This is a genomic window from Winogradskyella sp., assembly GCF_013213975.1.
Classification (GTDB): Bacteria; Bacteroidota; Bacteroidia; order Flavobacteriales; family Flavobacteriaceae; genus Winogradskyella.
The window spans coordinates 20,176-30,045 of the sequence record NZ_JABSST010000043.1 but is presented as its reverse complement, the minus strand read 5'-3'; the positions used below and the strand labels follow the sequence as shown (position 1 = coordinate 30,045).

12 protein-coding genes are annotated in these 9,870 nt (G+C 34.2%); 5 read left to right on the top strand and 7 right to left on the bottom strand.

Going from position 1 to position 9,870, the window contains the following annotated elements; translation table 11 throughout:
* The 5 genes from HRU49_RS08320 to HRU49_RS08300 all read right to left on the bottom strand — a co-directional run.
* Positions 1-310: FtsW/RodA/SpoVE family cell cycle protein (locus tag HRU49_RS08320; protein ID WP_296356067.1), on the bottom strand; the 310-nt coding region annotated here is incomplete at its 3' end.
* Between the two features lie 3 nt (positions 311-313).
* Positions 314-2,254, bottom strand: coding sequence for a penicillin-binding protein 2 (gene mrdA / locus HRU49_RS08315; RefSeq protein ID WP_296356065.1), 1,941 nt, complete (start codon positions 2,252-2,254; stop codon positions 314-316).
* Positions 2,251-2,607, bottom strand: a complete 357-nt coding sequence (locus HRU49_RS08310; protein WP_363146516.1) for a rod shape-determining protein MreD — start codon at positions 2,605-2,607, stop codon at positions 2,251-2,253. The genes mrdA and HRU49_RS08310 overlap by 4 nt, the downstream gene beginning before the upstream one ends.
* Positions 2,608-2,749: 142 nt before the next feature.
* Positions 2,750-3,571 carry a rod shape-determining protein MreC gene (mreC, locus tag HRU49_RS08305; RefSeq protein WP_296356061.1) on the bottom strand — a complete coding sequence of 274 codons (822 nt, stop codon included), beginning with the start codon at positions 3,569-3,571 and terminating at the stop codon, positions 2,750-2,752.
* A gap of 11 nt (positions 3,572-3,582) precedes the next feature.
* Positions 3,583-4,611 (bottom strand): rod shape-determining protein, encoded by a 1,029-nt coding sequence (locus tag HRU49_RS08300; protein ID WP_185788245.1) that lies wholly within the window; start codon positions 4,609-4,611, stop codon positions 3,583-3,585.
* Positions 4,612-4,925: 314 nt separating this feature from the next.
* On the opposite strand from HRU49_RS08300, the gene HRU49_RS08295 reads away from it, so the two are divergent.
* The 3 genes from HRU49_RS08295 (at position 4,926) to HRU49_RS08285 (ending at position 6,055) form a co-directional block, all read left to right on the top strand.
* The gene (locus tag HRU49_RS08295) at positions 4,926-5,426 is read left to right on the top strand and encodes a hypothetical protein (protein WP_296356056.1); all 501 of its coding nucleotides are present in this window, start codon (positions 4,926-4,928) and stop codon (positions 5,424-5,426) included.
* Positions 5,353-5,712 (top strand): hypothetical protein, encoded by a 360-nt coding sequence (locus HRU49_RS08290; protein WP_296356053.1) that lies wholly within the window; start codon positions 5,353-5,355, stop codon positions 5,710-5,712. Before HRU49_RS08295 ends, HRU49_RS08290 begins: the two co-directional genes overlap by 74 nt.
* A gap of 91 nt (positions 5,713-5,803) precedes the next feature.
* Complete coding sequence (locus tag HRU49_RS08285) at positions 5,804-6,055, top strand: T9SS type A sorting domain-containing protein (RefSeq protein WP_296356051.1); 252 nt, start codon at positions 5,804-5,806, stop codon at positions 6,053-6,055.
* Between the two features lie 92 nt (positions 6,056-6,147).
* Here the strand turns inward: HRU49_RS08285 and purH are convergent, their stop codons facing one another.
* Positions 6,148-7,677, bottom strand: a complete 1,530-nt coding sequence (purH, locus tag HRU49_RS08280; protein ID WP_296356049.1) for a bifunctional phosphoribosylaminoimidazolecarboxamide formyltransferase/IMP cyclohydrolase — start codon at positions 7,675-7,677, stop codon at positions 6,148-6,150.
* Between the two features lie 143 nt (positions 7,678-7,820).
* Between purH and HRU49_RS08275 the strand changes: the two genes are divergently transcribed.
* Positions 7,821-9,077 carry an ABC transporter permease gene (locus HRU49_RS08275; RefSeq protein WP_296356047.1) on the top strand — a complete coding sequence of 419 codons (1,257 nt, stop codon included), beginning with the start codon at positions 7,821-7,823 and terminating at the stop codon, positions 9,075-9,077.
* 9 nt (positions 9,078-9,086) lie between these two features.
* Positions 9,087-9,329 (top strand): hypothetical protein, encoded by a 243-nt coding sequence (locus HRU49_RS08270; RefSeq protein WP_296356045.1) that lies wholly within the window; start codon positions 9,087-9,089, stop codon positions 9,327-9,329.
* On the opposite strand, the gene HRU49_RS08265 is transcribed toward HRU49_RS08270, so the two are convergent.
* Positions 9,322-9,780 carry a GAF domain-containing protein gene (locus HRU49_RS08265; RefSeq protein WP_296356043.1) on the bottom strand — a complete coding sequence of 153 codons (459 nt, stop codon included), beginning with the start codon at positions 9,778-9,780 and terminating at the stop codon, positions 9,322-9,324. The genes HRU49_RS08270 and HRU49_RS08265 overlap by 8 nt on opposite strands.
* Positions 9,781-9,870 lie beyond the last annotated feature (90 nt).

Below are 9,870 nucleotides of genomic sequence, written 5' to 3'. Positions count from 1 at the left end.
ATCGAGCTCCATTAACATCCTTCCCAAAAACAAATAGTCCTATTAGAGCTAGTATTGCTACTATATAAATGATACTTGCAAACCGTTCATAAAACTTAGCTTCAAATGAGAGTATTAGAACTATTAAAACTAGCGCTAATCCAATAAAAATAAGTTGTTTGCCATAGAGTTGTGAAGTGTCTAAATAATTGGTAATTTCTCCTAAATGAGAGGCAGACAATATATTGATATAGCCAAATCCAACTAAAGCTAAAAATAGAAGTATTGTAATCCAATCGAATTTAAATCGCCTTTGGTTTTCTCTTAGCATAATCTATAACTTGGGGATGGCTGCTTTTAACTGTAGTAATTTTTGAAAGTCCTTTTCATCTATAGCCTCAAGGGTAGTTTGTCTGTTAATTCCAAAAGGTTCCCCAGAAAATGGCTTATTATACTCGTGTTCTAAGGAGTGCCTCAGTACAAAATTTTCCATATCGGTCCTTGAAATTTCTCCTTTTAGATAATATTCAATCATTAAACTTGCCATACGTCCAGCGAATCGACTTCCAAAATATCCATTTTCAACAAATACAGCTATGGCAATTTTTGGATCATCCTTTGGTGCAAAAGCAACAAAAATAGAATGGTCTGTTAATTGTGTTTTAACACTATCAATTATGGCAAAATTTTCAGCGGTTCCTGTCTTTCCGCATATTTCAATGCCTTTGACCTGCAGCATATCTGCTGTGCCTTTGTTGTAAACATCATACATTCCTTGAATCACAGGTTTAAAATGCTGCTTATCAATCGTTGTGTACTTTGGTGTGGTAAATTTTGAAGGTATGGTATCTTCTTCTATATTTTTTATAATGTGCGGGGTGTAAAAATATCCACGATTACCAATCGCTGCGGCCATATTTGCTAATTGTATTGGTGTTGCTAATACTTCTCCTTGTCCAATTGCATTTGATAGCGTGAACGTAGTATACCATTTGTTTTCACCGTAGGCTCTGTTATACGTATTAGCAGTAGGGACTTTTCCTGGTTGTCCTACTGAAAGGTCATTATTTAGGTAGTTTCCAAGTCCAAAACTTTTAATATGCTTGCTCCAATTGTCCATTCCTTCCGCAGGGGAATCATATTTATCCATGATTCTTCTATAAACATTGGCAAAATATGCATTACAAGATTCGTATATGCCGATGTTCATATTTGCTGGACTGCGGTGTGCATGGCATCCCATTTTTCTATTTCCGTATCGGTAGCCCATAGAGCAACTAAAGCGATCATTTTTGGTAACCACACCTTCTTGTAAAGCAATTAATGCATTAAGTGTTTTAAAAGGGGATCCAGGGGGATACATGGCTTGAAGTCCTCTGTCAAAAAGAGGTTTCGCTATACTATCTCGGTAGAGTTTATTGAAATTTCTAGAACGGTTTCTTCCAACTAATAAATTAGGATTATAGGAAGGTCCAGAAACCATGGCTAAGATTTCACCTGAGCTTGGTTCAATGGCAACAATGCCCCCGCGTTTGTTGGTCATTAATATTTCACCATAGGCTTGGAGTTTTGAATCTATGGTTAAGGTTATGTCTTTACCTGCCTTTGGTAGTGTATCATATATTCCTTCTTTGTATGGACCGATGTTTTTATTAAATCGATCTTTTTGAATAAATCTAATTCCTTTAACTCCGCGTAAGGTCGTTTCGTAAGTTTTTTCAACACCTTGCTTCCCAATTAAATCCCCAAGTTTATAATAAGGTTGTTTTTTGATAATAGATCTGTTTACTTCTCCTATATCACCTAAAACATTCGCCCCAATTGATGTTTGATAAGATCGTAAAGATCGTTTTTGAATATAGAACCCAACGTATTTACGCATTTTTTCTTGAAGAATGGCGTAGTCATTTTTGGACAACTGTACAACAAAAGGGGAGGGTAAGCGCGATGAATAATTTTTAGCCCGATCTAATTTTTTAGTATAGTCTTCCCTAGTGATTTTTAATAAACGGCAAAACTCATTTAAATCTCCCTCACTTAGTGCTTCGACATCTCTAGGAATAACCATAACATCGTATGAAGGTTGATTGGCGACTAAAAGAGTGCCATTTCGATCATAAACATAGCCGCGTTTAGGATAGGTAAATTCTTTTTTAATAGCACTATCTTCAAAGATATTGTAATCGTAACCTCTATAAATCTGTAGATAAAATAAGCGTGCTATAAAGACAAGGCCTACTAATACAACAACAGTTAGAAGTAATAACTTTCTCATTTTTTATTTCGGCTAAATAAAATGATAATTATAAGACTTAAGATAATAGTAAAAATACTAGAAAATAATGTCTTCTTTAAAATTAGAAGTATACTTGAAATGTTAAATATTTCTAGGGAAAAGAGAATTAAATGATGAGGTAATGTTCCTAAAATGAGGTATGTAATTAGGCTTCCAGGTTCAGTATTCCTAAACTTTACGCTTTGATGCTCATACAAGGTTCCAAAAGATGATTTGAGCAAAATAGGTCTAATATATGCTAAGGAAACTGCCGCTGCAGCATGAACTCCACCTGAGTCGGAAAAAATATCAATGAGTAGACCTAATAAAAAACTTGTAAGTAATAAAATCATTCGATTTTTTCTAATTGGAAAAAGAAATATGAATAGGATATATATGTATGGGTTAATAAAACCAAAAAAGTTTATGTTATTGCAAATAATCACTTGTGCCAGAAGTAACAGAATAAACCGAATACTATTTGAGAGTGTAACACTATTCATCTATGCTGCTTTCAAGATTTATTATCTCATTTTTATCAAGATGTTCTATAATATAGATGCTTCTGATATTAGTCATGTCATTAAACAGCTTCACTTGTAAAGTGTAGGTGTCTCCAGAGATATCAGTTTCAAAACTTTCAATCGTTCCAATGCTAATTCCTTTGGGAAAAATAGCAGACTCTCCACCGGTTTCGATTGTGTCACCTACCTTTACAGGGGCAAAAGTTGAAATATCTTCAAGTTGTGTAATGAAAGGTGAATTTCCATCCCATGTTAACGACCCTTTGTGATCTGAGGACTTAAGCTTCGCATTAATTCTACTTTTTTTGTTTAAAATAGAAAGGACAGTGGCATAGTTGTCTGACGTGTTATCAACAATACCAACGATACCTTTAGATGTTATAACACCAAAATCTTGCTTAATACTATCCTTGTTACCCTTGTTAATTGTGAGGTAATTGTTCGTGCGTGAATAGCTGTTTTTAAATATTTCGGCAATCGTTATGCGGTATTTTTTCTCTGAGAGTATTGTGTCAATACCAGATGTATGTGATGCATTTGAATTATTTAGTAACCGCTCTCTTAGTCGTTTGTTCTCTTCAGCTAATATTTTATTTTCTTTTTCAAGGTCAAAGTACTTATCTATGGAACTCACAGTGCTATAAACCCCACCAGACAGTACATTGGCAGAGTTAATAAATTTACTTCTGTGGTATGAATGTGATTGAATAGTTAAGGCTAAAGCAACACTAAAAAGCAATAAAAACAACAGAAATGTTTTGTTTCGAATAACAAAATTTATGATTTGTTGCATTAATTACCTTTTTATTTTATCAATACGCTTTTGTATTTAGAAAGATTTTTAAGAACAATTCCTGTTCCTCTCACTACTGCTCTTAAAGGGTCTTCAGCAATATAAACTGGTAAATCCGTTTTTTGAGATAATCGCTTATCCAAGCCTCTTAACATAGATCCACCACCTGCTAAGTAAATTCCTGTGTTATAAATATCAGCTGCTAATTCTGGTGGTGTTTGAGAAAGTGTCTCCATTACAGAGTCTTCAATTCTTAAAATAGATTTATCCAGAGCTTTTGCTATTTCGCGATAAGAAATATTGACCTGCTTAGGTTTACCAGTCAGAAGGTCACGTCCTTGGACGCTCATGTCTTCAGGTGGTAGTTCTAAATCTTCTGTAGCAGCACCAATTTGTATTTTAATCTTCTCTGCTGTTCGATCTCCAACATATAAGTTGTGCTGAGTACGCATATAGTATATGATATCGTTAGTAAAGACATCACCAGCAACTTTAACCGATTTATCACATACAATTCCTCCAAGTGCAATTACAGCGATTTCAGTAGTTCCGCCACCAATGTCAACAATCATATTTCCTTTAGGTTGCATAATATCAACGCCAATACCTATAGCAGCAGCCATGGGTTCGTGGATGAGATAAACCTCTTTTCCATTGACACGTTCACATGATTCCTTTACGGCACGCATTTCAACTTCTGTAATTCCTGATGGAATACAAACAACCATTCTTAATGCTGGATTAAAGAATTTCTTTTTTAGCGCGGGTATATTTTTAATGAATAAACTAATCATTTGCTCCGAAGCATCAAAATCTGCAATAACTCCATCTTTCAATGGTCGAATTGTTTTGATGTTTTCGTGTGTTTTTCCTTGCATCATATTAGCCTCTTTACCAACGGCAATGATTTTTCCGCTAATTCGGTCTCTGGCTACAATAGAAGGATTATCAACCACAACTTTATCGTTGTGTATGATTAAGGTGTTTGCTGTTCCTAAATCTATGGCTATTTCTTCTGTCAGGAAATCAAAAAATCCCATGCGCTACTCTTAAATTATTTGGGTTAGTTAGTCAAATTTTATGACTAAGCGTAAATGTACTAAATTATACGTTATATCTAACCTTATAGATATCTATTACCTATTTTTTTTACAGTATAATTAGGTTAAGAAATAGTGTTCTTCCCTACATGTGATTAGTTAGATTCTGAAATTCTAACAAATCATAGAATTATTCATTCTTTTTTACCTGATTTTCAATTCAATAAAGTCTTTTTGTTGTTCTGTTAGCTGTCTAACATTTTTAGTAAGCGGTGACCGGTAATTTTAGCTATCGAATAAAATAAATTAAAAAGATGAAGCAAAAGTTACAATTTAGAACAGTAATGAAAAGCCTATTGGCCTTATCATTATTTTTTGCAGGATATTTTGAGCTATCAGCTCAAGGTGTAACAGTTACCAGTGTGAACCCTGCGACCGACGTTTTAACGATTACTAATATGGGATATTCTCTGGTAAATCTAGATAATTATTGGCTCTGCTTAGGTCCTGGTACCAATGAAAGGGTTGGAGCTGTTATGCCTATAAGTGGTGATTTTATATTAATGGAGAATGAATCTGTTACATTATCTTGTGCTGTTACAGCGTCAGATGATGGTTTAAGCTTATTCAGTATAAATAGTTTTAGTTCTTTGGACCCAAACGTTTTAGTGTCCTATGTACAATGGGGAGCGGCAAACCATTCAAGAGTTGGACAAGCTGTAACTGCAGGACGATGGGATAATGCATTATGGCAATGGTTCATATACAAAGGCTACAGGTGGTTCAGCTGCTGCATGGGCAGTTTGCCATTTTGAAGGTGGTGCAATTCAAATTGCAGGGACAACAGACAACACAGTAGAGATTTGTGTTGGTGAAGGCACTGATGATTTAATTGAAGTAGAGTTTGTAGACATGAGTGTCTTATCTGGCGATAACTCAACATGGGTAATCACAGACCAAGCTACAGGAAATATTTTAGGATTACCAGCCACGCAACCGGCAGGAGGATTTAATTTAGAAGGAGCTCCAACAGGAGTGTGTGATATCTGGTACTTAAGATACACAGGTTATTGGATTAGGCGCAGCCACAAACGTCTCTGACTTATTAGGGTGTTATGATTTTTCAAACCCAATTTCTGTAACAAGATTAACGGGAACTGCCTGTGATGCTTTAAGTATTGATGAGTTTGATTTGAGTTTTGATGTTAATATTTATCCAAATCCATCAAGAGGTATTGTTAATATTAGTTATTCAGGAACAAGCGCTATAGATGTTGAAATTGAAGTGATTGATACTTTAGGAAAGCAAGTTTATGCATTAAGTGCCGTCATAGACAATGAAGCTACTATTGATATGAGTAATATGTCAAATGGGACTTATTTTATAAATATCATCGAAGCAGAAATTGGAAGTAGAATTGTAAAACGAGTTATTAAAAACTGATTAAAAGCTCGTGGTTTATTGGTTTAAATAAAAAGGGCATCGTTACAATGCCCTTTTTTAGTTTCCTTAAGTAAATTATAAGCCTTTTAATGTTAATGTTTAAAATGACGTATACCTGTAAAGACCATGGCAACATTATTATCGTTACAATAGTTAATACTTAATTCATCTTTTATTGATCCACCGGGCTGAATAACAGCAGTAATGCCAGCGTTGTCAGCAATTTCTACACAATCTGGAAATGGAAAAAATGCATCACTAGCCATTACAGCTCCATTTAAATCAAAATTGAATGATTTTGCTTTATGAATGGCTTGATTTAGTGCATCAACCCGACTCGTTTGTCCGGTTCCGCTAGCGCAAAGCTGCTTATTTTTAGCCAATACTATGGTATTGGATTTTGTATGTTTACATAATTTAGAAGCAAATATTAAATCCTCTAATTCACTCTTAGTAGGTACCGTATTCGTAACTGTGGTCAGATCATCTAAACTATCAGTTTTTGCATCTTTATCTTGAACCAGAGCACCGTTTAAGCATGTTCTTACTGTAGTTTTGGGTAATTCAACATCATTTAAAATTAATAATATTCTGTTCTTTTTACCTTTTAAAATTTCAAGAGCATCGTCACTAAAAGAAGGTGCAATCACAACTTCACAGAACAGTTTATGAATTTCGGTAGCAGTGGCTTCATCGATTTCGGTATTACTAATTAAAATACCACCAAATGCCGAGACCGGATCACCTGCCAAAGCATCTACATAAGCTTGATGAATGGTATCTCTCTGAGCGAAACCACAAGCGTTATTGTGCTTAAGAATAGCGAAAGTTGGGTCTTCACCTTTAAATTCTAAAATAAGATTTACCGCGGCATCAACATCCAATAGATTATTATAACTTAAATCCTTACCATGGAGTTTGGTAAACATTGCTGCAAAATCACCAAAGAAGAATCCTTTTTGATGTGGGTTTTCACCATAACGTAAGACCTTGCCTTTAGTTTCACTTATTTTAAGAGCAGCTATATCATGCTTGCTATTAAAATAATTAAATATAGCAGAATCGTAATGTGAAGACACATTAAATGCTTTTGCTGCAAATAATTTTCTGTCCTCTTCAGAAGTTTCACCTTGTTTGGTTTCAAGTAATTTTAAAAATTCTGAATAATCTTCAACCGAAGATACGCATGTAACATCGGCATAATTTTTTGCTGCAGCTCTGATTAATGATATACCGCCAATATCTATTTTTTCAATAATATCCTGATTACTAGCTCCTGAAGCAACTGTTCTTTCAAATGGATAAAGATCCACAATTACCAAATCAATTTGAGGGATTTCAAATTCTGCTAATTCAGTTGCATCCCCATCATGATCTTGACGATTTAAAATACCTCCAAATACTTTTGGGTGTAATGTTTTAACACGACCTCCCAGAATAGATGGGTATGAAGTAACCTCTTCAACAGGTACGACATCTATGCCTAAATCTTTTATAAATTTCTCAGTCCCACCTGTAGAATAGATGGTGATGTTTAAATCATTTAGTTTTTTTACAATTGGCTCTAATCCGTCTTTACTAAATACAGATATCAGTGCTGAGGATATCGTTTTGTTATTCATAGTGTTGTGTTGTGATTTAAAGCTGCAAAAATAAGGATATTAACCAGTAAGTTCTAAGTAGATATGGTACTTTATTTAAGTTTTTTGTAACAATAAATTGTTGAAAACGTCCTATCTTTAAATTGTTTTAAAACAGCCAACCTATGCTAGTCTATTTGCGAGTTTTTAGAGAGAGCTTTTCATTTGCTTTAAATGCACTGAGAAATAATAAACTACGTACGTTTTTATCCCTTCTTGGTGTTACGGTTGGGATATTTTCGATAATAGCAGTTTTGGCTGCAGTTGACTCATTAGATAGAAATATTCGCGAGAATCTAGAAGGTATAGACTCAAATACCACATATGTCACACATTTTTCGTTTGGACCAACAGACGTGCCTAAATGGAAGCGTGAAAATTTTGAGCCAATGCAATATGAAGATTACAAATTCATAAGTAGAAATGTTCCTGGAATTGAGACGGCAGCTTATGGATGGTTTGGAGCACAAGAAACAATTCGTTATGAAGGCGAAACAGTCTCAAATGTTGATGTTAATTTATCGACATACGGTATTTATGATATATCCAATTTAGATATAGAATTGGGGAGATTTTATTCTGAAGTAGAGTCGGTGTCAGGATCTCCAGTTATTGTATTGGGTTATAAAATTTCAGAGAGCTTATTTGGAAAATCCAACCCTGTCGGAAAACAGGTTAGAATGTATGGCCGAAAACTTACTGTTATTGGTGTTCTAAAAAAAGTGGGTGCTAGTACTATTGGAGATTCGCCAGATGAACAAGTATTTATACCGGTAAATTTTGTAAGAAAGTTTAAAAGCACAAAACGAAGAGGTCAATTTTTAGCAGTAATCTTAAAGCCAAAAAGTGATATCGATATGGGTGCTTTTGAGAGTCAATTAAAGCAAAAATTCAGAGTTTATCGTGGTTTAAAGGTAGACGAAGATGATGACTTTTTTATTTCTAGGTTTTCTGGTTTTGTAACTGTAATAGAGTCCCTTATCGGGAGTCTTAATGTAATAGGGTGGATAATAAGTGGTTTCTCTTTGTTGGTAGGAGGCTTTGGAATTGCTAACATTATGTTTGTTAGCGTTAAAGAACGCACTAATCTTATCGGTATTCAAAAATCTTTAGGTGCTAAAAACCGTTTTATCTTATTCCAGTTTTTGTTTGAAGCTGTGATCTTAGCTGTAGTAGGTGGTTTAATTGGACTTGTTCTTGTTTGGATTATCGCCAAAATTATGAATGGTGTTGTGGGGGAGGATTTTGAATTTGTGCTGTCGTTTGGGAATATGTTTTTAGGATTTGCCTTATCAAGTTTTATTGGTCTAATTTCGGGTGTCATCCCGGCTATTTCTGCTTCAAAACTTGATCCTGTGGAGGCTATTAGAACAGGAATGTAAATTGTTTAGATGAAACGCTTTTTAAAATACTTTATTAGCATTTCTTTAGTCTTAATCCTGTTTTCCTTAATCTATTTAAGTTCTAATGAAATTGTAGGATTCAACAAAACCGTGAATTGGGCTTGGGATCTCAGTAATTTTAATTATTGGATCATTCTTATTACTTATACCTTATTGCTTTTAATAATGCTGAGTATTATTGCATTATCATTACTTAAAATAAAAGATATTCTTAATAAAAAGGTTAGATAATTTCCGCTACTTCTTTGCAAACAAATTCTAAAAATCGTTCATCTGCTTCTGTAAAGGGGTCTGGAGTATTTGAGTCTATATCTATTTGTCCTATGTTTTCGCCATTTACAAAAATTGGAATTACAATTTCTGCTTTAACCGTAATACTGCAGGCGATATAGTTATCCTGAGCAGAAACATCAGGCACAACAAAGTTTTGATTGCTTACCGCCACTTGTCCACAAATGCCCTTTCCAAAAGGAATGATAGTATGGTCTGTGGGTTCACCAACATATGGGCCAAGTTTTAATTCGTCTTTGTCACCATTTTTAAAGTAAAAGCCAACCCAGTTGTAATATTGGATATTTGCTTCTAAAACTTCACAAATTTTATAAAGACGCTCGTCTACTGCTACATCGAGTTGATTTACTATGGATTTAATTTCAGGTTTTAAAGATGTTAAAAGCTCCATGAATAACTAATTTTTTGGCAAAAATATCCAATTGATTGAATTATAAATTACGGTTTTCATAAATTTAACAGCAATCAGATTAATATAAAA